We start from the raw sequence: 21392 nt of genomic DNA on the forward strand, positions 1-21392 counted from the left end.
CCAGAAAATATTGCGTTTATATTACGGTGAGGTTAAAAATTTGTGACATTTGACATGGGAGCCTTTCCTTTTATGGCTCTTTAAGAAGTACTCGCTTGTCTTCCATTCTTTTCGTAATCTTTACCCGATCCATATATTCGAGAAGGGCCAATGCGAATTTGCGGGAGGTGCCCACATGATCCCGGAACTCGGCAACGCTGAATCCATCATCCCCCGAGATCTTCCGCAATATCTGTGGAGTCTGCTCAATGGTTTCCTTGGCAAACAGGATTCCCTCTTCCACCTCAACCAATGCATCCGTTTCCTTCAACAGGCTGACAATTCCCTGCACGATTTTATCCTGGCCCTTGTAGGCAGCCAGAAGTTCTTGCAGCGTTGGCGGTTGATAGGCTTGCTCGCGAAACTTCTTCAGGATATCTTGCATCATTTGCTGTTCCTTGGAAGACAGAGGCACCGTATAACCCACAAGCCGGATCCGATCCTGCTTGACTTCTAAGCGCCCGGCCTCTGCACCCAATTCGAGGATGGCATCATACACTTTGGGCTTAAGTTTTCTGGACAATTGTGAGAGAACCTGTGCCTTTGCCACATAATTGTGAAAACGTTCCCGGGCATAGTGGGACCGTATCTTTTCCTCAATTTCATCCAACAGTTTGTCGAGTGCATGAAACGTAACATACCCATTATTGCCGGGCAACTCCCGTAATTGACCGCGATCTGCCAATTCTTCCACCCATGCCTTTGTCTGATCCTGAGTCGCTTTCATACGAGCTGCCAGTTCAGTGAGGTTCAGCCCGGTCTCCTCTTCGGCTATTTGCAGAATGCGGGCATGCGGGCCGCCTTTTTCCCTGGACTCCAGTTCTTCAAGGATATGCGGACGGTTCCTTCTATAAAGCCGGTTGGGATGGGGATCGATCACGATTCCCCCACCTATCGTATGCATCGGCGAATAGGTTCGCAGGATAAAATGATCCTTGGCCTCACACACAACCGGTGCTTCCAAGTCAATCTGAATCAGCGCATCTTCCCCGGGCTGCATTTCATCCCGGTCGAGCAACACAACACGCCCCATTACTTCACTGGTCCCCACATAAAGCCTTACCCGCATACGATTTGCAAGCGTCCAGGGGCTGTCGGACAACAGCCGGAATCTCGCGTCAATCAACGAGGTTGGCTTGAACACTTTAGGCGTGGCAATCACGTATCCGCGTGCCAACTCACTGCGCTCAATTCCAGCAAGGTTTAAAGCGGTCCGCTGTCCTGCCTGCGCTTTCTCGGTTGTTTCACCATGCACCTGAATGGAGCGGATACGCACCTGTTCACCGGAAGGCTGAATTTCAACCGCATCTCCCACTTTCGCACTGCCCGCGAGAACGGTACCCGTTACAACCGTCCCGAATCCGGGAACGGAAAACACCCTGTCTACCGGCATCCGGAACGGGGCATTCACTTCTCGTGGCTTGATCTCCCTTGCCATTTCGGCTATTAGCTCTCGCAGGCCCTCTATTCCCTGACCGGTCACGGCAGAGACGGGAATTATGGGTGCATCGGCCAAGGTGGAACCCCGCAACCCTTCCCGCACCTCTTCTGTTACCAAAGCCAGCCACTCTTCATCTACCGTGTCAATCTTGGTAAGCACAACAATACCCTTTTGCACATGCAGCATTTCCACAATGTGCAGATGTTCTGTCGTTTGAGGCATAATCCCCTCGTTGGCGTCAATGACCAACAGAATAAGATCGATTCCGGCAGCTCCCGCCAACATGTTCTTGATGAATTTCTCGTGTCCGGGAACATCAATAACCCCGATGCGCCTGCCATCGGGGAGACTTAAGGGAGCAAATCCGATATCGATGGAGATGCCCCTTTCCTTTTCTTCCTTGTGCGTATCCGTATCAAGACCTGTCAACGCCTTGACCAGAGTTGTTTTGCCATGGTCAATGTGACCGGCCGTTCCCACAATGATATATTGACCCTGCGTCACTCCGCTCATCACCCCGTTAAACCGTTACGTCTGCTCTTTCCTCTTCCTTGGCATCCTCCAGGGACTCGATGTAATGGTAGGCGGTCATGGCTGCAATGGCACCGTCGGAAGCGGCAGTGATAATCTGACGCAGCCCCTTGTCACGGACGTCTCCGGCAGCAAACACCCCTGGAATCGAAGTCTTCATGTTCTCATCCGTTGGGATATAGCCTCCTTCATTCAGGATTTTGGACCCTGCCAGAAAATCGGTGTTCGGCTTCATGCCGACATAGATGAATACTCCGTTGGCCGGAAGTTCTGAGACTTCCCCTGTCTTGACATTCTTGATCCGCACACCCGTAACCATATTGCCTCCCAAGATTTCCTCCACGGTGCTGTCCCAAATAAAGCTCATTCGTGGATTTTCGAAGGCCCGCTTCTGAAGGATCGGTTGGGCCCGTAATTTGTCACGGCGATGAACCAGTGTAACCTTGTTAAAGCGGGTCAGGAATGCGCCCTCTTCCACTGCCGAGTCGCCTCCTCCGACCACTACCACTCCCTTGTCCATGCCGGGCCTCTTTTCATTGAAGAAAGCACCGTCACACGTTGCGCAATAACTGACGCCGCGTCCGCGAAACTCCCGTTCGCCCGGAGCTCCCAGCAATTTCGGTTCGGCACCGGTCGCAATCAGCAGCGCTTTTGCTTCAAAAACTCCTTTATCGGTATGGACTTTCTTGATCTTTCCTTCCAGTTCCACCTTTTCCACTTCTGCAGTGATGTACTCAGTTCCCAGGTGAAGAGCATGTTCATGCATGACCTGAGACAACTCGGGCCCCATAATCATCTTGATACCCGTGTAGTTTTCCACCTCGGTGGTGTTTTGCATTTGGCCGCCTGGAAGGCCCTTCTCAAGCAAAGCCACTTTCAGGTTGGCGCGGGAGGCATAAACCGCGGCGGAAAGCCCGGCCGGGCCGGCGCCAATTATCAGCAAATCATACATTTCAATCACCTCATGGATTGTCACTCTCGTATAGTATGTGCAAAAAAAGCAGGGTCTCCGTATGACCCTGCTCTCAGTATACAGCAACCCGGCAAACATAAACTGTGAGGCATATCACGATTCGGCGGATTTGGAGATCTGGCGATAAATCCGGTACACCGAATGGACAGATACACCAAAGCGTTCGGCGATCTCTCCCTGGGTAACAGGTACTCCCTGCTGTTTCAGCACCAGATAAGACAATCCGGCAGCCCACGTGTTTGTATTGGTAAACCGGGGCAGATCATGCAGCCTGTTAACGAGAAAACTGGACCAGATGTGGCGAGCCGCCTCATACAGCCCCATACTGTAAGTTTCAATTACCGGCTTGGCCTTAGTCAGAATGTCTTTCCAATCGTTCTGAAGTTCAAACAGGTCGACCAAAGGCCCTTGCGAACCGATATGCTGAAGGACATAAACGGCAAGCATTTTGAGTTGTTTGATTTCACCGGGACGGCTGATAAATTCCCGCAATGCTTCAATCACTTCACGGTCGGCGATCACGGCAAAGGTTTGGATGACCTGCACCTTGGTCTCGATATCACCGTGCTGCAGCGCCCAGAACAGAGAGGATCGGATTAACGGATCGTTGCGCCATTTTCCCGATTTTCCTGTCTTCATCTGATCCTGAATCTGACGGAACTGCTCGTGAAAGGGGATCTGATAGTGATAGGACACCGGACGGACTTTGGTTCCAGCCACTTCTGCGTTCTCCAATTCCTTCAGATAGAAAGCGGCCACATCGTTTTTGGGATCAATCGCCTGGACATTCTGCCAGATTCTCTTCGCCAGGGCATAGTGCCCCGTGTTGCAGGCAGATGCCGCTAAACAGTGAAGCAAAGAGGGATCTGTCTCCTCGCTCCAGCGGGAAAGCTGCTGAAACAACCGGTGGGCCACTTTGTGTTCGCCCAGAATTCCCATGGTAATGGCCAGCTTATAACATTGATCGAAGTTCACCGGGTATACTTTCCGGAGCCCTTCCACAAGGCTTGTCATATCTTCCTTCTTGCCTTGATGCTGGAAAAATACGGCCAAATTACAACGTGCATGAATGTTGCCCGGGTCTCTCGCCAGCACTTCCTCGGCTGTTGCAACTGCTTCATCCAGACGTCCAAGGTAATAGTAAGCCAATGACAAGTTGTTGCGAGGTGCAATCTGATCAGGAAATTGATCGATTGTCTTCTGAAGGAAGGAGGCCGCTTCCATGAATTTGCCCTCTTCCAATAATTTCCTGGACTGATCCTGCTCCTTTCGTTCCGCTTCTTTCTCCTCCAGTTTCTGCCGCAGTACTTCGCCCCCACCAAATTCCTCGATCAGGATGTCAAGCATTTCTTCCGCTTCTTTGGCAAATTCGCCGTGCGGTTCCAGGTCAAGATAGCGGGTGACATACTCTTCCGCTTTATCGTAATAGCCCATATTGGCCCAATTGTTTGCCATGTAAAAATAACACTCGTACATTTTCGGATCAATGGATTGAAGAACATTCTCCAAAATCGCATTGGATTCCTCAAACGAGCCCAGTTCAGACAATACACCCGCCAGATTGCAGTGGTTCACAGGATTCTCCGGCTCGTACTCCATCGCTTTGCGGAAATATTTGAGTGCGCCTTGCAGGTTGTGACGGTCCAAATATCTTACAGCACGTTCAAAGAAAAACGCAGCGTCCAAACGGAACGGAATCACGTTGCCATCAGGGCGTCGCCGCTTTTTTTGCTGCTGTTGGTCCATGACGGGTCACCTCCCCGCGATATGTGAAGGGTACATTATGTTTACCCTAGTCCCAAGTATAACACATATCACGGGGCAACACATCCTTGGGGACTACTCCTTATACATTACCAGGACGGTATAATTCGGGTTTTCCGAATCTCCCGAACAACTGAGTTTGACTTCGACAACATTTGCTTCTTCAAGCTTCGCAAGGAACTGATTGACCTGTTCTTCCAGCCTGTGATCAAGGGAATTGGCAAATATTGCGACCTGGTACATCCCCGTTCACCCTCCTTATCCCTTTGGCACCCATTCTATTAGGTTCCGTTGACCGATATGACAAAAAGGCCAAACCCAGTGGCGAGGTTTGGCCTAAACTGTGGGAATTATCTTGAAAACTCCAAAAAATACTTGGTGAAATCTTCACTGTTCATCAACTGGAAATTCCGTTCCTGCATAGCCTCCACAAACAGATTGACCAATCTGCGGTCAAAACGAATGTCACAAAATCTGAACAGTTCCTCAACCGCCTTCGCTGCCGGCATTCCTGGACGGTACGGTCTGTCGGAAGTCATGGCGTCAAAGGAATCGGCGATTGCCACAATTCGTGCGGACAAAGGAATGCCGTCTTCCTTAACCCCGTATGGATAACCGGTTCCATCCAAATTTTCGTGATGCAGGGAGATCGGATCCATCACATACTCAAGACCTGGTACGGCCTCCAAAACCACTTTGCCGATAGCCGGATGGAGCTGCATTTCCACCCACTCATCCGGATCGAGTCGTCCCGGCTTGGTAAGGACGGAGTCGGCGATCCCGATTTTGCCGATATCATGCAGGACCGCCCCGTAAAACAGATTCTTCTGCTGAGTTCGGGTAAGGCCTATTTTTTCGGCCAATAGCATGGAGTAACAGGCAACCCGTTCCGAATGGCCTTTCGTATGAACATCCTTCAACTCAATCGCCCGGGACATCGCCAGAATGAAACCTGCCAAGGTCTGTTCAGACTGGTGATGCAAATCGAGAATTTGTTTGTAAAGCCTTTGGGTTTCATCGTTAACGTTTCGAGTATTGGCAATGATTCGCCCAATGTAAATCGACAGCAGGAAAAAACCGACGGGCATTACAATTCCTTCCAGAATAAAATCTTCCAGACCCCCATAGGTGAATTCATCGATGCGGTGATCGAGAATGGGATAGGTAAACATCAGGAATGCCGCTGCACTCCACAACAATCCGATTTTCCCGCCATATAAGGACACAATATACATGATCCCGATTCCATAGAGAACAAACATCGTTTCGGCTAAAGTCAGGGAATCGGTATAGGAAGCCCAACCAAACAAATATAGAAAATAGATTCCGACCAGCCACGGAGACCACCAATATGACTTGGTAAGCTTAAAGATTGTGAGATTCAGCAGACTTTGTATTGCCTCCATGCAGGAACCTCCGCTATTTTCTTTACCAAGATATTTCAACAAATATCTACAAAATCCTTTAAAAGAAAAGCATGTTGGGGAATACGTCCGCCACACATGCTTTACCGCAATTATTATTTTGTTTTATTCGGAATATCTTTGACCCCGTGTCGTTTCTCCAGCTCCGCCAGCACCGCTTCCATCGAAACTCCCTGTTGTTTCAGAAGTACCAGTAAATGGTAAATCAGGTCCCCAGTTTCGGAAGTCAGTTCCGCCGCGTCCCCATTCTTTGCGGCTACAACCACTTCAGTGGCTTCTTCCCCGACTTTCTTCAGGATCTTGTCCAGCCCTTTTTCAAACAGATAGGTGGTATAGGCACCTTCCGGACGCTCTTTATAGCGTTGGTCAATGGTTGCAACCAGCTCTGCCAGTATCGAAAAATCGTCCGGCTGCATAGCGGAAACGCCGCCCGTGTCCCCGAGGTTCCGTTGCCCTCCAACAACTGTCTCGTAAAAACAGGAATACGCTCCCGTATGACAGGCAAACCCCGTTTGCTTCACCTGAATCAACAAGGTGTCGCGGTCACAGTCATGGGCGATGCTTTGCACTTGCTGCACGTGTCCCGATGTGGCTCCCTTGTTCCACAGTTCGTTTCGGGAACGGCTCCAGAACCAGGTTTGTCCCGTCTCCACCGTTCGTACCAGTGATTCCCGGTTCATATAGGCTACCATTAGTACCTTATTGCTTTGAACATCCTGTATGACGGCCGGAATCAATCCCCGCTCATCAAACTTCAGACTGTCGATCCACGTATGATCCATCCGAGTCTCCATTATCGGATCGGCACCCCTTTGTCCTTGAGATAGCTCTTCACTTCACCGACAGAAGTTTCCTTGAAGTGGAAGATGGAAGCCGCCAACGCCGCGTCGGCTTTTCCTTCCGTAAACACATCGTAAAAATGTTCCTTTCTGCCGGCCCCCCCCGAAGCAATCACCGGGATGGAGACTGCCTCCGACACCCGGCGGGTCAACGCCAAGTCGTAGCCGTCCTTCTGCCCGTCCTGGTCAAAGGAGGTGAGCAGGATTTCACCAGCCCCAAGCGACTCCGCCTGTTTGGCCCATTCGATGACATTGATGCCGGCAGAGGTCCGTCCCCCATGAATCAGGACTTCCCAATCTTCTTTCTCCGGGTCAAATTTGCCGTCAATGGCCACCACAATACACTGCTGCCCGAATCGTTTGGCCCCTTCGGCAATCAATTGCGGGTTTTTCACGGCAGCTGTATTAATTGACACTTTGTCCGCTCCGGCTTTCAGGATCTCGCGAATATCCTCCACGGAGGAAATGCCTCCACCCACCGTAAACGGTATGAATACCTGTTCCGTAGTGCGCCGGACGATGTCCATCATGGTTGATCGCCCTTCCACCGATGCGGTAATGTCCAGCAGGACCAGTTCATCGGCCCCCGCTTCCTCATAGTAAGCAGCCAGTTCTACCGGGTCGCCTGCATCCCGTTCGTTGGTCAGGAAGGACACATTCTTTACCACGCGCCCGTTTTTTACGTCAAAACAGGGGATGATTCTCTTTGTCAGCATCAGGCGCCCCCTCCGTCGACAGCCAGTTCTTTGCGCACCCGGTTGATGGCATCTGTCAGGTCAATGTTTCCGGTATAAAGCGCCTTGCCGATAATAGCGCCTGCCACTCCCGCATTGCGGTACTTGGCAAGTTTCAGCAAATCACTGGTTTCTTTGACACCGCCGGATGCAATCACCTTAAGCCCTGTTTCCTCAGCCAGTTCGATATTGGCTGCCAGGTTGGGACCTTCCAACGTCCCGTCCCTTGCAATGTCGGTGAAGATCACGCGGGTGGCTCCCCATTGTTTCAGCTCCCGTCCCAACTCAATCGCCGAAATGTCGGACGTCTCCAACCAGCCGTTCACCGCCACCCAACCATTTTTTGCATCAATCCCGATGACAACCTTCTCACCGTATTCAGTTACTGCCTGCTTGACAAAGAAGGGTTCACGAACCGCAGCCGTTCCCAGAATGCAACGTGCAACCCCAAGAGAGAACAGAGCTTCCAACGTTTCGCCGGTTCGGATCCCACCCCCAACCTGAACGGGCACAGGAACACGTTTCACGATCTCTTCGATTACGGGACGATTCTGCTGGGAGCCTTCCTTGGCACCATCCAAATCGACAACATGGATGAATTCAGCTCCCTGCTCCACCCATTGGCGTGCCACTTCTGCCGGATTCTCATGATAGACGGTCTTCTCCCCATAATCGCCTCGCAGGAGACGAACCGCCTTGCCACCCAGGATATCAATGGCCGGATAAAGGACAAATTCAGTGTTTTGACTCATGCATAAACTCCTTTCCTGCACATCCGGCCGAAGTTATCCAGCATGCGCAGCCCCACGGAAGAGCTTTTTTCCGGATGGAACTGAATGCCAAACACATTCTTGCTGCCTACAACTCCGGGCACCTCTCCGTGGTAATTGCTGGACGCAAGAATTATACCGCGATCAACCGGCTCCACGTAGTAGCTGTGCACGTAATAGACATAATCATTGTCACGGACACCTTCCAGCAACGGGTGCCGCTGCTGGATGTCCAGGCTGTTCCAGCCCACCTGCGGAATCTTGAAATCTCCCCGGAACCTCTTCACATGTCCGGGGATAAGGTCCAGGCCCTGATGAAAGCCGTGTTCCTCTGATGTGGTAAACAAAAGCTGCATGCCGAGACAGATTCCCAGAAGCGGCACATCTTGTGCAGCGACCCGCTTGATCGGGTCGACCAACCCTAACTGCCGGAGATGGTCCATCGCGTCACCAAAAGCACCGACCCCGGGGAGCAGTACACCGTCAGCCGCCAGTACTTCCTGCGGGTTATTCGTGATAACTGCCGAATGGCCTACCTTTTCGAACGCTTTCTGAACCGACCGGAGATTTCCCATTCCATAGTCAATGATTGCGATCATGGAAAAACCCTTCTCTCTGTTGGTTTCTACAAAGTCCCTTTTGTTGACAGAACACCCTTGATGTTCCCGTCAAGACGGGCCGCTTCCGACAGCGCCCCGGCAAACGCCTTGAAGATTCCCTCAATCATATGGTGTGTGTTCGTTCCGTAATGCAGATTGACGTGCAGTGTCACCCCCGAGTTGGAAGCAAACGCCTGGAAGAACTCCCTGACCAGTTCGGTATCAAAGTTCCCCACTTTTTCCGTGGGAAATTGGGCATTAAAAACGAGAAAGGAGCGACCGGAAATATCGACTGTCACCTGAGCCAAAGCCTCATCCATGGGAGTAAACCGGTTGCCGTATCTGCGAATCCCCTTCTTGTCGCCAATTGCCTGTTTGAACGCCTGTCCCAGACAGATTCCGATATCCTCCGCCGTATGGTGATCATCAATTTCCGTATCCCCTTTTGCGAGGACAGTTAAATCAAAGCCCGAATGCTTGGCGAACAGATCCAGCATATGTTTCAAAAATGGGACCGGCAGTTGGAGGTCGCCTCTTCCCTCCCCGTCCAAATTCAGGCTCAGGGAAATCTGGGTTTCTTTCGTGGTTCGTTGGATCTCACCCATTCTGCCGTTGCTCATTACTTTCACTTCCCTTCCTTGTCAAGCCGGATGCGAATAGCGTTTGCGTGGGCACCCAACCCTTCCGCTTCCGCAAGTGTAATAATTTTGTGCCCGTGGGTCAGCAGGGCCTGCTTGCTGTATCGGATGAAAGACGTCTTCTTCAGGAAATCGTCCACGTTGAGAGGAGACGAAAATCGTGCCGTTCCTTCCGTCGGCAGCACATGGTTCGTGCCGCAGTAATAATCCCCAACCGGTTCTGTGGAGTAAGAACCTACAAAAATGGCACCCGCATTCACAATCCGGCCAATCCAATCGTCCGGATTCTCCACCAGTAGCTCCAGGTGCTCCGGAGCCACACGGTTAGCGATTTCCACTGCTTCTTCCAGATCGGAAGTCACGACAACCGCTCCCATGTTGCGAATGGCTTTTTCGGTCATCTCCCTCCGCGGCAATAGGGTCAATTGACGTTCCAAAGCCCGGGCGGCTTGTTCCGCCAATTCACGGGAGGGCGTCACCAGAATCGCAGGTGATGTCTCACCGTGTTCCGCCTGTGACAGCAGATCCGCTGCCACATACTCCGGATCGGCAGTGTGATCGGCCACAACCAGGATGTCAGAAGGTCCGGCAATACTTTCTATACTGACTTTGCCGAACACCGCTTGCTTAGCCAACGCTACATAAATATTGCCCGGCCCAACGATTTTGTCCACAGGTCGGATGGTTTCCGTTCCGTAGGCAAGGGCTGCAATTGCTTGGGCGCCGCCCACGCGATAAACCTCTGTCACTCCCAATTCTTTGAGCGCTACAAGCACACCGGGATTTACGTTTCCTTCCTTGTCCGGAGGAGTAACGGCCGCGATTTCAGGCACGCCTGCAACGAGAGCGGGAATTACGTTCATGAGCACCGTAGACGGATAAGCGGCTGTGCCGCCCGGCACATACACACCCACCCGGTGCAGAGGACGAACCAGTTGTCCCAGGGTGGTGCCTTCCTCGTCAATCATCATATAGGACTGCCGCCTCTGTGCCTCGTGATATCTGCGAATGTTTGCAATAGCATCCCGCAGGGCAGCAACAAATTCCGGTGAAACCCGATTATAGGCATTTGCAAAAGCATCTTCCGGGACCCGGAAGTTTTGCAGATCCACTCCGTCAAACTGTCGTGTGAATGCCCGCAGCGCCTCGTCTCCATGCTGCCGGATGTGCTGAATAATATCCAGTACAATCTCCCGTTCTTTCTCGTAAGGTTCCGCTTCTTCCCGTTTGAGGGAAAAGTCTTTCGCTTCAACGATCCGAATCATTGCTGCAACCCCCCGCCAGTAACTGTCCGTTCCGTTTGCTCTGTAACCCCGCGCAGCCTTGCAACCAGGCTGTCGATCTGTTCGCTTTTCAACCGGAAACTCATCCGGTTCGCCACGACCCGGGTGGAGATCTGAAGGATTTCCTCATGGATGACCAGTCCGTTCTCTGCCAGTGTCCGGCCTGTTTCCACCAAATCCACGATTCTGTCGGCCAGCCCGATTAAAGGAGCCAATTCCACCGAACCGTTCAGGTAGATTACTTCCACCTGTTGCCCCTGATTGCGAAAATGGTTCGCTGCAATCCGGGCATACTTGCTGGCCACCCGGCTTACCATGCCGCCCTTGCTGTCCGGTAAACCGCAGACGCACATCCGGCATCTGCCGATCCCCAGATCCAACAATTCATACAGATCCCGCTCCGCTTCCAGCAGAACGTCCTTGCCAACAATTCCGATGTCTGCGACACCATATTCCACATATGTGGGAACATCCACCGGCTTGGCCAAGATGTAGCGGATCGAGCCATCCGGAGATTCGAGTATTAACTTGCGTGACTCTTCAATGTCTTCCGGTACAGGAATGCCAGCTTCATGCAGCAACCGCAGCGTATCCGTCATGATGCGCCCTTTGGAAAGGGCCACCGTCAATTGTTTGTCTGTCACTGTGATTCCTCTCCTTCGTTTTGAAACGCCAGATACAAGTCCTGCAGACGGCTGTCATCCGTTTCAAGGGAATCCTGCCTCACCAGGATTGAATCAGACCCTTCCACTGCAGGCAGCTTTTCTTCTTCCGAAATCAACTTGGCCGACACCATAATCCCCCGGTTTCTCAGATATTCGGCAAATTTCAAGGCTGTTTCCCTGTCCTCCTGAGTATAGCAAAGAAGATAGCGCTGCTGTGGGGCAAAGGTCCCTTTTTTCTCCAGTATCTCCATGACCCGTTCAATTCCGATGATGAATCCGGTTGCAGGTGTCTCCCGGCCAAATTTTTCAACCAGGTCATCATAACGTCCGCCTCCACAGATTGGGAATCCCATCATCGGAGCATATCCTTCAAAAATCGCTCCCGTGTAGTAATTGAGTCCCAGCCATAGACTGAGGTCAATCTGCACATAATCGGTGACACCGTGGATTTGGAGGATGCGCCAAATGTCTTCCAGATTCTGCAGGGCGTCCTTCGCCTTCCGATTCCCGGTCATTTCCCTCGCTCTTGCGAGAACCTCCACGCCACCCCGCAGTCGGGGAATCTGAAGCAGAACGGAGGAACCGGGTTCCTCCGTCTCCGTTTCCACAATCCGTTCAAATGCCACATAGTCTTTGTCAGCCAGGGCGTTTTGCAGGCGTTCCCGGGTACTTTCTTCCGCAACGTGCTCTTCCAGCATACCTTGCAGGAATCCTACCTGGCCCAATGCAAGACGGAACCCTTCCAACCCAATCTCCTTCAGAGTGGAGACCGCAAGTGCCAACATTTCAGCATCTGCATCAGGTGTCGCATCTCCGATCAGTTCCACACCCGCTTGCGTGAATTCCGTATCCCGGCCCGCCACCAAATCCTGCTGGCGGAAGATGTTGGCCGTATAAGACAGACGGATGGGCAGAGACCAATTTTTCATCAAGGAAGCAACCACCCGGGCAATTGGCGCGGTCATGTCCACCCGCAATGCCATCATCCGTCCGGATCTGTCCACAAACTTAAAAACCCGGTCCTCCGCTCCCCGGATCCCGGTTTGAAAAGTATCCATGTATTCAAACATTGGCGTAATAATCTCGCGGTATCCCCAACGGGCAAAGCTGTGCGAAATCTCGCGTTCCAACTGCCGCTTGTTGGCTGCCGTATCCGGGAGAAAATCCCTGACCCCTTGCGGCTTCTCAAACAATAATGGCTTTTGCATCCAATCCCCACCACCGGCGCTTTAGTTTGCTAATATACTAAAGTATGATTTCAAATATTAGCACTTGAAGTGGCATCTGTCAACGAGAAGACGCTGAATAAAAAAGTTCGATCTTCTTAGCAAAAAAATGGCTTGTCCCTAAAGTCAGTCGTTGAAAAAAGCGGCCCCGCCCCAAATTCAGGCAAAGCCGCTTGCTTTGTAACCGTTTCCCTTAACGGTCCTTTCTTATTCCTTTTAATGAATCTTCCATCAACGCGAAGGGTACCAAGACTCCAAATATCATTCCACAGAGAAGCAGCAAAATAAACCAGGGACTTTGCACATCAAGGATCTGCCGCCAGTCCACACCGAACACGGCCCAATAAACCAACATGACTACAACTCCGAGGACACCCGCCCAAAACACAACTGCGAGGCTCTTCACTTGGAATCCCTCCAGTTATCGGATTGTAGTACACTCTATTCAATTTGTGACAAATTAATGAACAAAGATGTCGGGGCAGAAAGACTATTCTTCGGTCCCCTCCCGGATAATCCGGATTGGATTGCCGGCAGCAAACGCCCCTGCCGGAATGTCCCGGTTGACAAGGGACCCGGCCCCGATAACCGCCCGGTCGCCAATGGTGACCCCCGGAAGCACAGTAGAATTGGCCCCGATCATCACTTCATCCCCGATAATTACATCGCCCAGCCTGTACTCGTCAATCAGGTATTCATGTGCAAGGATTGTGGTGTTATAGCCAATAATACAGTTACGCCCGATTCGGATCCGCTCCGGGAACATAATGTCCAGCATGACCATCAGGCCAAAGGCGGTCCTGCTTCCTACCCGTGTCCCGATAAACGTTCTGTACATCCAATTTTTCACACTTAGAAAAGGGGTATACCGCGCAACCTGAATCACGATAAAATTGCGCACCACTTTCCAGAATGACACCGTTTTGTACAATTGCCACAGAGCGTTCGCCCCCTGAACCGGATACCGTTCCGTTTTCCTCATATTACCTCCTCAATATCGACAGAAGTTCTCGCATATCATCAATCAGGTATTTGGGATTATAAGGCGCAAGCCCCTCAGGTCCCCTTAAACTCCAGGCAACTCCACAAGTGGACGTGCCGGCCGCTTGTCCCCCCAGAATGTCAAAGGGTGAGTCACCAACCATCAGCGTCCTGCCAGGGTCTGCTTCCAATTGATCCATCGCCAGAAGAAGCGGTGCAGGATCCGGTTTGTGCTTGTCCGTATCTTCAATTGTGATGACGGTGTCCATAAACCGGTCCAAACCAAACAAACGCAGCCCCATCATGGCAGTCAACCGCATCTTGCTGGTTACAACCGCCATTTTGCAGCCTTGTTGTTTCAATTCGGTTATCGATTCCAACACATTTGGGAAAATCGTCACCAGCCGATCATGGTTTTCCACGTTGAATTTCCGATAGGTATCGACCAACAAAGGCACCTGTTCGGCAGATGCCCACCGGCTAAACTGGGTGACAAGCGGCTCCCCCATATAAGGCAGCACGTCTTGTCTTGTGAACCGACCCGGAAAAAACAGCTCCAAAGTATGTTCAAACGACTGCAGTATCAATTCATTGGTATCAATCAAAGTACCGTCAAGATCAAACAAAATGTAGGGGTATTTCATTGCTGCCTCCATTGGTTTGTTATTTGCCGCTGCCAACCGCCACCTGCCGCACCGATTGCTCCCGCCAGATTCTGGACAATACTGCAGTGATCACCACGGCCGCCACAAACCTGATTCCCAAGAGCAGCCACGCACTTACTCCCAGCGGCACAAATAACAGGGTGTCTTCTACCGCTGCGTGGCACAATATCAGAAAGATAAACAGCAGGTACAATTCTCGCCGGGTAAACTTCTCTTCCCGGGTCGCTTGCAGGATCACACCCGCTCCATAAGCCAAACCGAAGAAAAACCCTGCCAATAGCGGAATCGCCGCTTTCTCCGGCAGTCCCAACAATCGGGTAACCGGTCTCATCCAACCTGCCAAACGGTCCAGAAACTTGATTTCCTTCAGAATTTGAATCACAAGCATGAGTGGAATCACAATCAAGGCTAACTGCCAAACGGCTGTCCATGCCTTGTCAAAAATCTCCCGCACAAAGACAGAGATATCCATATCCCAGAAGTAGGGATCCATCTTCATCTGAGCTCCTGCGATTGTTTCGCCAAGCGCATCAGCCGGAGCAAACAGTCGAAACAGAGCCGCAGCCAGGAAGGCGGTTCCAATGCGAATGAAAGCAACCACTCCAGCCGACAACCCTGTTCGCTTGGAAACAGCCGTCTCCACCAAAAGGTTATGGGCAAAGCTGAGCATAACAGCCAGCACCAAGATCGCATAAGAGCTTAACGGCAGCACAAACATTGCACCTATAGCCGCATACAAATTCAGTACAAACCCCAAGCCCAGAACCACAGCCGCCTCCCCCGGCAGGCCCAGCCAGTTCATCACCGGTTCGAACAAGGAAACGATCCATCCGATCACCGGTGTATGTTTCAATAGGGTAACCAGAATTGTGACAGGCACAATCACTTTGCTAAGCACCCACGTTGTCTTCAGACCCGCTTGCAGCCCTCTGCTCCAAACGCCTCGCTCCATTTTGTCCTCTCCCCATTGCCGCATTGTATTTATTATAGAAGAATAGTAACCATTCAACCAAGTCTTTGTTCTAAAACAGGAAACGGGTTAGGATCTTGAGTTCCTAACCCGTTTATATCAACCCGTCTCAGATGAGACCTCTTCTGCATTTACATATAGGGTGAAGGGTTTACCGGAACGCCGTTCACCCGTACTTCATAATGGAGATGGGGGCCGGTTGAATTGCCTGTTGAGCCAACACCGCCAATGACCTGACCTTTGTCTACCTGCTGGCCGACGGAAACACTGATGGAAGACAGGTGGGCGTAAACTGATACCACACCGTTTCCGTGACTGACTCTGACGGTGTTACCGTATGCACCATCCCATCCGGCATAAGTGACCCGGCCATTGTTGGAAGCGAAGACCGCTGTTCCGGTCGGGGCACTGATATCCACTGCCAGGTGTTGGCTGCGTCCCCTCCACTCCCCATAAGGAGACGAAATGGTTCGCGATGCCACCGGCCAAACCCAGTCACCGGACGCCACCGTCGCACCTTTGGTTCCCATTCGGACAACTTTGTTGACCTTCTCCTTGATAATCTGTTCATTTAACACGACTTCCGCATAAACTTTCCCGTTCTTCTTGCGGATCTGAACCTTTTGGACTTTCTCTCCCGCCTGTCCTTCAGTAACGACAACCTCTACTCCCTTGTTCAGCGAGTCATCAAACCGGGTCTCCGTCTCAAACTCAATCGGCACGGTTCGTGTAACTTCCTCCACGGTTTCCACGGTTACCAGGGGTTCCACCTTGTTGATGGCAATCTCCTGACCCTCCTGCAATGCGTTCTCGTTCTTGATTTGAGGATTGGCTGCCAAAAGCTTGTCAACGGAAGTCTGGTTTCTCGCCGCAATGGTCCAGAGAGATTCGCCGCGGGAAACCAGATACTTCTTTGGTTTCTCCTTTGTTTGCAAAAGCATGTCGACTACGGAATCTACCGAGCGAACCTCGTCTCTATTGACACGGGTCGTCTGAAAATCAATAACCTGCATGATTTTCACTTCTTTGACGGCACTGTCACCAGAGGCGAATTTCGCTTTGAGCTGTTCTATCACTGCCCGGGCTGCCGCTTCATCGCTGACTGCGGCCACATCCTTTCCGTCGACACTTATCATGACCGCACTTGCTTGGGGATTCATGGCATCATTGATTGCCAATGACACTTCCGCTTCATTCGAGCGATGGTCTCTATTGCGGTGAATCGGAACCAAGGAAACGGTCGCATTCAATTTCTCTCCCAATGAAGAGATTTTCTCGTAAACAAAGTTCGGATCTTTTACATCGCCCACATACTGGCCATCAACGAAAACTTTGTAATACGTCCCGGTATTTCCGACCGTTTCCGATATCGCCATTGCACCGAGCGCGGTAAGAGTCACGAGCACTGCGGCCGCAGCCGTTTTTCTTACGGTGAATGTTTTTCCGAGTTGATTCTTTATATCCTGAATGATGTTTCTGGAATTGATCTGGGACAGTTGGTCTAATGTGTACTCTTTATTGGCAACGGCGATCGTTCGAAGATGTGTATGCCATCCTGACTGTAAATCTGCCATGCCTCGACCTCCTCCTGGCTAGTAAACTATATATGCATGACCAACTCCTCATATTCGATAAATATCGACTCAATCCTTCAGAATATATGTTTCATTTTGGTTACAAATTTGTCGAGTCCAAAGAAAACGCCAACATTGCGTTGGCGATGCCTATTTCTACACTATGTTGGACAGAATCAATTATTCTCCTGTTCTTCGATGGCCAGCAACAGTTTCTCCGACAGGTCTCTTGCCGCATGGTATCCCATACGCTTGAGACGCTGGTTCATGGCGGCCACTTCAATCAGAACCGCCAGGTTGCGTCCTGGCATGACAGGCAGTGTAATGCAAGGCAACTCGGTATCCAGGATCCGGATTTTGTTTTCGTCAAGCCCTAATCGGTCAATTAACATGCCTTCCTTCCACATTTCCAGGCGAATGACGAATTCAAGCTGTTTGCGCGTCCGGATGGCTCCTGCCCCAAACAGTGTCATTACGTTGAGAATTCCAAGGCCCCTGATCTCCAGAAGATTTTTCAAGAGGTCGGGGGATTCTCCATAGAGCACTTCATCTTCCATCTGGTGAATTTCCACCGCATCATCCGCCACAAGACGGTGTCCTCTTTTTATCAGTTCAAGAGCCGTTTCGCTCTTTCCGATACCGGAGGACCCCATAATCAGAATGCCAATCCCGTACACATCCACCAACACCCCGTGCACCTGTGTCTCGGGAGCCAGTTTCAAATCCAGAAACCTTTGCAGGCTTCCCGCCAGTTTGGTGGTATTGAGCTTGGCCCGCAGGACGGGGAGTCCGTAATGGCTGGCTGCTTCCAACAACACTTCCGGCAAATCCTGATCACGCGACACCACAATACAGGGCGTTTGTTCAAAGCGGCACAAAGCGTCCGCCCTTGCCCTTTGATCAAACTCCTGCATCGAGTTAAAGAAAGCCAGTTCTGTCCGTCCCAACAACTGCACCCGTTCAGCCGGATGATAGGTAAAGAAACCGGCCAACGCCAAACCCGGCCGATTGATATCGCTTACCTGGATTTCACGGGTGATGTCCGCACCCGGATTCAACAGAACAAGGTCAAATTCCTCTATCAATTTATGGGTCTGAATTGATTTTCGCAATCGGCTCACCCCCAAAAAAATGATTCCGTGCTCAGGATACCAAAATGCACCTGACCACGGAAAGTGTAGTTGTTTAGTAAACTGCCTGTTGTGATTCTTTGTCAAAAATATGAGATTTGTTCATGTCAAACGCCAGACTGATTGTGGTGCCCGCCTTAATGTCCGCACGCGCATCAACCCGTGCTGTCACCTGTTGGCCTTGAACGTCAAGGTAGAGATATTCTTCCGCGCCAAGCATCTCCACAACCTCAACCTCGGCCTGGATTGTTGCATTGGAATAAGTCTCCAGATACATCGGTTCATCGTGAATGTTCTCCGGGCGGATTCCGAATACTACTTCTTTCCCGACAATCCCCTTGTCCCGCAGCACACTGTAACGTCCTTCCGGAATCAGCAGGGTAACGCCTTGGGCACGAAAATAAATGGAACCTCCCTCTTCCACCAGCTTTCCGTTCAGGAAGTTCATGGCGGGCGAACCGATAAAGGAAGCAACAAACATGTTGGTCGGGTGGTTGTACAGTTCAACAGGAGTTCCGACTTGTTGGACAACGCCGTCTTTCATTACGACAATCCGGTCCCCCATCGTCATCGCTTCCGTTTGATCGTGGGTCACGTAGATAAAGGTGGTCTTAAGCCGTTTGTGCAGCTTTGAAATTTCCGTTCTCATCTGAACGCGGAGTTTGGCGTCCAGGTTGGAAAGCGGTTCATCCATCAGGAACACTTGCGGTTCCCGGACAATTGCCCGTCCCAGAGCCACCCGTTGACGCTGACCGCCGGAAAGAGCCTTTGGCTTTCTGTCAAGCAGGTGCTCAATATCGAGAATCTTTGCCGCCTCACGCACCCGCCGGTCAATTTCCTGTTTGGAGAACTTACGCAATTTCAAACCGAACGAAATGTTGTCATACACGTTCATGTGCGGATACAATGCATAGTTTTGGAACACCATCGCAATGTCGCGATCCTTAGGATGTACATCATTGACCAGGCGGTCGCCGATCCACAGTTCCCCTTCGGAAATTTCCTCGAGTCCGGCTATCATCCGGAGAGTGGTGGACTTTCCGCAACCGGACGGCCCCACCAAAACAATAAATTCCTGATCCTGAATGTCGAGATGAAAATCTTTCACCGCTACCACGTCGCCCGCATAGCGCTTGTAGACATGTTTAAGCTGAACACGTGCCATTTTGAGTTTCCCCCTCGGTCTTGTTTCACTATCTACTATAAGATGAAAACAGCGCCCATACTATTGGACGCTTTGCACGAAAGTGGACGATCCTCATTGTGCATTCTGCTCATTCAGCAGCGCCAGTGCCAGCCACAACACCGCCAGATCTTCAAACCGCCGGATATCTTTACCGGTTATCTCGTAAATTTTATCAATGCGGTAAAGAAGCGTGTTCCTGTGAATGAACAGGGCCCGTGCCGTTTCCGCCATATTTTGGCCGCGTTGCGCAAATGTATGGATGGTTTCCCTAAGATCTTGGGAAAGGCTGTTTCTTTCACATTCCGGCAGTACCTCTCCCAGATATGCCGCTTTGGCGTCAGGAGCAACCCCGTACAGCAAATGGGCCACCCCCAAATTCCCGTAAAAATGCAGCGACTGTCCGGCACGAAACGCCTTGCCCGCCTTGAGAGCCACCTCTGCCTGCTTAACGGCTGCAGACAGCTCCTGAAAATTTGAAATCGGGGTGCTGACACCCAAACGGCCTGTCAAGTAAAGTTCCGCCATGAGGGTATCCGTCACTTTTTCACAAAGCGCCTTTAGTTCATTGGTGGTCTCCCCCTCGAGAAGAGGCAGGTAGAACCAGATCCTGTTGACCGCTGATTTGGCAAACACAACACCGTCCCGGTCGGACAGGATCTCTTCCAGCAGAATCAGCGGATCCTCGGATTCATTTCCCTGCAGTTCCATACAAGCAGCCACTGCAGGCAGCCGGATGTTCCATTGCTGACGACGGGATTCCCGCTCCAACTGCTCCGCCTGCAGCCGGTTATCGATCAGTTGTTGAAACCATTGACCGGTTTGTCCCTTGCAGGACTCCGTATTCTTTTCCACCAACAATCGAACCAACTGTACCAACTCCGGTGACAGTCCTTCTATGTCCAGGACAACGGATCGCCCGTATCCTGCCGGAAGCCGCACTTCCCCTTCCGTTGAACTGGCAACGTTGGAGGTCATTCCCTCCATTTCCGACTCCAGGCGGATTCGGTTTCCCAACACTTCCTTCAGTTCACGGAACCAGTCCATACAGGTCCCCCCCTCAGCCCCGTCAAACTTGCAGAATAAAGCGGTCCAGCGCTTCCGCCACGCCATCCTGCTCATGGTGGCCCGTTATGTAATCAGCCGACCGCCGGATGGGTTCCGGCGCATTTTCCATGACGATTCCAAGCCCCGCATACTCAATCATATCAAGGTCATTGTAACTGTCCCCCATGGCAATCACCTGCTCCCGATTAATTCCCAGCCGCTGGACAAGAAAATCCAAAGCTTGTCCTTTGGTTGCCTGCGGGTGAGTTACTTCCAGAAAATACGGCTTTGACTTAAACACATTGGCCCGGTCACCCAAAATCCGTTGGACTTCTTTGGCAAACCGGTCAAGAAAATCAGGATCACCCGAATAGAGAACTTTGGGTGTGCCACGTTTGGCAATCTCGTGCAAATCCGCCACTCTGTATGAAACTCCGACCAATTCAGCGTAGTCGCGAACATTCTTGTTTTCTTTCTGTGTATAAAGTGCGTCATCCGCATACGCCTGTACATGAAGGCCACTTGTTTTCGCCAGATCAATGGCTGCCAGTGCGACATCGGGTTCCAATAGTTTTTCGTACAAGACCTCACCCGTAAGCGATGTCTTGATCAGCGCACCCTGATAGGTGATTAATGGAACATCCAGTTCAAGTTGCCTGGCAAAACGGCTTGCAGAAGCATACATACGGCCTGTTGCAATTGTAACCGTAACCCCTCGTTTAATTGTAAGCCGGATTGCCTCCCGGTTGCGTTCCGAAATCGATAAATCCTGCCGAAGCAAAGTATCGTCCAGATCGATTGCCACAAGCTTATATCGGGTGTGAATATCTGTTGTTTCTCGGGCCATGATAGTTGATTCGCTCCATTCCTCCTCAGTTTCACTTACTATATCGCAAATCGGGACAAAAAGAAAAGG

Annotated in this window: 22 protein-coding genes; all 22 read right to left on the reverse strand. The window is 51.2% G+C overall.

All coding sequences use genetic code 11. From position 1 onward, the window contains the following. Positions 1-70: 70 nt before the first annotated feature. Entirely contained in the window at positions 71-1984 is a 1914-nt protein-coding gene (gene selB / locus EFBL_RS12855) for a selenocysteine-specific translation elongation factor (RefSeq protein ID WP_165912592.1), read from the reverse strand. A gap of 16 nt (positions 1985-2000) precedes the next feature. After that, positions 2001-2963, reverse strand: a complete 963-nt coding sequence (gene trxB / locus EFBL_RS12860; protein ID WP_096182521.1) for a thioredoxin-disulfide reductase — start codon at positions 2961-2963, stop codon at positions 2001-2003. 114 nt (positions 2964-3077) lie between these two features. Then, the gene (locus EFBL_RS12865; protein ID WP_096182522.1) at positions 3078-4730 is read right to left on the reverse strand and encodes a tetratricopeptide repeat protein; all 1653 of its coding nucleotides are present in this window, start codon (positions 4728-4730) and stop codon (positions 3078-3080) included. Between the two features lie 93 nt (positions 4731-4823). After that, positions 4824-4991 carry a sporulation protein Cse60 gene (locus EFBL_RS12870; protein ID WP_096182523.1) on the reverse strand — a complete coding sequence of 56 codons (168 nt, stop codon included), beginning with the start codon at positions 4989-4991 and terminating at the stop codon, positions 4824-4826. Positions 4992-5098: 107 nt separating this feature from the next. Further along, positions 5099-6154: an HD-GYP domain-containing protein gene (locus EFBL_RS12875; RefSeq protein WP_096182524.1), complete on the reverse strand. Its 1056-nt coding sequence runs from the start codon at positions 6152-6154 to the stop codon at positions 5099-5101. A 113-nt stretch (positions 6155-6267) separates the two neighbouring features. Beyond that, positions 6268-6954, reverse strand: coding sequence for a bifunctional phosphoribosyl-AMP cyclohydrolase/phosphoribosyl-ATP diphosphatase HisIE (gene hisIE / locus EFBL_RS12880; RefSeq protein ID WP_096182573.1), 687 nt, complete (start codon positions 6952-6954; stop codon positions 6268-6270). 11 nt (positions 6955-6965) lie between these two features. After that, on the reverse strand, positions 6966-7727 hold the full coding sequence (gene hisF / locus EFBL_RS12885) for an imidazole glycerol phosphate synthase subunit HisF (protein WP_096182525.1): 762 nt from the start codon (positions 7725-7727) through the stop codon (positions 6966-6968). Further along, positions 7727-8497 (reverse strand): 1-(5-phosphoribosyl)-5-[(5-phosphoribosylamino)methylideneamino]imidazole-4-carboxamide isomerase, encoded by a 771-nt coding sequence (hisA, locus tag EFBL_RS12890; protein WP_096182526.1) that lies wholly within the window; start codon positions 8495-8497, stop codon positions 7727-7729. The genes hisF and hisA overlap by 1 nt, the downstream gene beginning before the upstream one ends. After that, positions 8494-9114, reverse strand: coding sequence for an imidazole glycerol phosphate synthase subunit HisH (gene hisH, locus EFBL_RS12895; RefSeq protein WP_096182527.1), 621 nt, complete (start codon positions 9112-9114; stop codon positions 8494-8496). Before hisH ends, hisA begins: the two co-directional genes overlap by 4 nt. Positions 9115-9140: 26 nt before the next feature. Next, a complete protein-coding gene (gene hisB / locus EFBL_RS12900; RefSeq protein ID WP_096182528.1) occupies positions 9141-9734 on the reverse strand; it encodes an imidazoleglycerol-phosphate dehydratase HisB in 594 nt (197 codons plus the stop codon). Positions 9735-9739: 5 nt separating this feature from the next. Further along, positions 9740-11014, reverse strand: coding sequence for a histidinol dehydrogenase (gene hisD, locus EFBL_RS12905; protein WP_096182574.1), 1275 nt, complete (start codon positions 11012-11014; stop codon positions 9740-9742). Then, on the reverse strand, positions 11014-11685 hold the full coding sequence (hisG, locus tag EFBL_RS12910; RefSeq protein WP_096182529.1) for an ATP phosphoribosyltransferase: 672 nt from the start codon (positions 11683-11685) through the stop codon (positions 11014-11016). The genes hisD and hisG overlap by 1 nt, the downstream gene beginning before the upstream one ends. Beyond that, on the reverse strand, positions 11676-12908 hold the full coding sequence (gene hisZ / locus EFBL_RS12915; protein WP_096182530.1) for an ATP phosphoribosyltransferase regulatory subunit: 1233 nt from the start codon (positions 12906-12908) through the stop codon (positions 11676-11678). Before hisZ ends, hisG begins: the two co-directional genes overlap by 10 nt. A 211-nt stretch (positions 12909-13119) precedes the next feature. Continuing rightward, entirely contained in the window at positions 13120-13332 is a 213-nt protein-coding gene (locus EFBL_RS12920; RefSeq protein WP_096182531.1) for a hypothetical protein, read from the reverse strand. Between the two features lie 84 nt (positions 13333-13416). Continuing rightward, positions 13417-13908: an acyltransferase gene (locus tag EFBL_RS12925; protein WP_096182532.1), complete on the reverse strand. Its 492-nt coding sequence runs from the start codon at positions 13906-13908 to the stop codon at positions 13417-13419. Position 13909: 1 nt separating this feature from the next. Continuing rightward, positions 13910-14551, reverse strand: a complete 642-nt coding sequence (gene ppaX / locus EFBL_RS12930; RefSeq protein ID WP_096182533.1) for a pyrophosphatase PpaX — start codon at positions 14549-14551, stop codon at positions 13910-13912. Positions 14552-14570: 19 nt separating this feature from the next. Further along, positions 14571-15524: a nucleoside recognition domain-containing protein gene (locus EFBL_RS12935; RefSeq protein WP_096182534.1), complete on the reverse strand. Its 954-nt coding sequence runs from the start codon at positions 15522-15524 to the stop codon at positions 14571-14573. Positions 15525-15673: 149 nt separating this feature from the next. Continuing rightward, positions 15674-17116: a M23 family metallopeptidase gene (locus EFBL_RS21680; RefSeq protein WP_096182535.1), complete on the reverse strand. Its 1443-nt coding sequence runs from the start codon at positions 17114-17116 to the stop codon at positions 15674-15676. 176 nt (positions 17117-17292) lie between these two features. Beyond that, the gene (gene hprK, locus EFBL_RS12945; protein ID WP_096182536.1) at positions 17293-18228 is read right to left on the reverse strand and encodes an HPr(Ser) kinase/phosphatase; all 936 of its coding nucleotides are present in this window, start codon (positions 18226-18228) and stop codon (positions 17293-17295) included. A 73-nt stretch (positions 18229-18301) separates the two neighbouring features. Then, a complete protein-coding gene (locus EFBL_RS12950; protein ID WP_096182537.1) occupies positions 18302-19411 on the reverse strand; it encodes an ABC transporter ATP-binding protein in 1110 nt (369 codons plus the stop codon). 93 nt (positions 19412-19504) lie between these two features. After that, positions 19505-20476, reverse strand: coding sequence for a PucR family transcriptional regulator (locus EFBL_RS12955; RefSeq protein WP_165912591.1), 972 nt, complete (start codon positions 20474-20476; stop codon positions 19505-19507). Positions 20477-20498: 22 nt separating this feature from the next. After that, on the reverse strand, positions 20499-21323 hold the full coding sequence (locus EFBL_RS12960) for a Cof-type HAD-IIB family hydrolase (protein ID WP_096182539.1): 825 nt from the start codon (positions 21321-21323) through the stop codon (positions 20499-20501). Between the last annotated feature and the right edge of the window lie 69 nt (positions 21324-21392).

It is taken from the genome of Effusibacillus lacus, assembly GCF_002335525.1.
Lineage (GTDB): Bacteria > Bacillota > Bacilli > Tumebacillales > Effusibacillaceae > Effusibacillus > Effusibacillus lacus.